1 protein-coding gene is annotated in these 624 nt (G+C 62.7%); it reads right to left on the reverse strand.

What is annotated here, in order from left to right; genetic code table 11:
- Nucleotides 1–624 (reverse strand): cadherin-like domain-containing protein (locus tag ACODTY_RS24130; RefSeq protein ID WP_488996702.1); only part of this gene is annotated, 624 nt, incomplete at both ends.

The following is a 624-nucleotide window of genomic DNA, read 5'->3' on the forward strand; positions in this document are numbered from 1 at the left end:
ATTGTAGGCCGTGATCGTCAGCGTGCCGTGCGCACCATTGATGCTCGACCCGACAAGGTCGCCGATCAGGATCGCCGCGCCGCCATTGATCGACACGCTCTTCACATCGCCAAGACCATCAGGGTCCGACAGCTTGAACGTACCCGTCGCAAACTCCGTGGTCGCAGACCCGTTCGAGCCGATCCCGTCAAGGCCGCTCTCATAGACCAGGTCGTTGGCGTTGCCCGGATTGCCGGTGTCGACCGTTACCGTCGGACCGTCATTGGCCCCCTTGACGTTGATCGTCAGCGTCGACGACGACGTGTCCCCGTCCGCATCCTTCATCGTGTAGTGAAGCACGAAGTCCTTGTTGAACGTGCCAGACAGCGCCTGCGTCGCCGCAAGGCTGTTGTCCAGGACGTAGCTCCAGCTGCCGTCGCCGTTCTGCGTCAGAACGCCGTACTGGTTCAACTCGTTGACCGCAGCCGTGTCCGACGACGACCAGCCCTCAAACGCCTTCGGCGCATCCGCGCCGGACACGTCGTTCGCCAGCACATTGCCAGACACGTTCGACAAGCCGTCCTCGACAACCCCGTAGCCCGTGTCCGCCACCGCCGTCGGCACATCGTCCACAATCTCGATGGT

This window comes from Mesorhizobium sp. FG116, assembly GCF_057809835.1.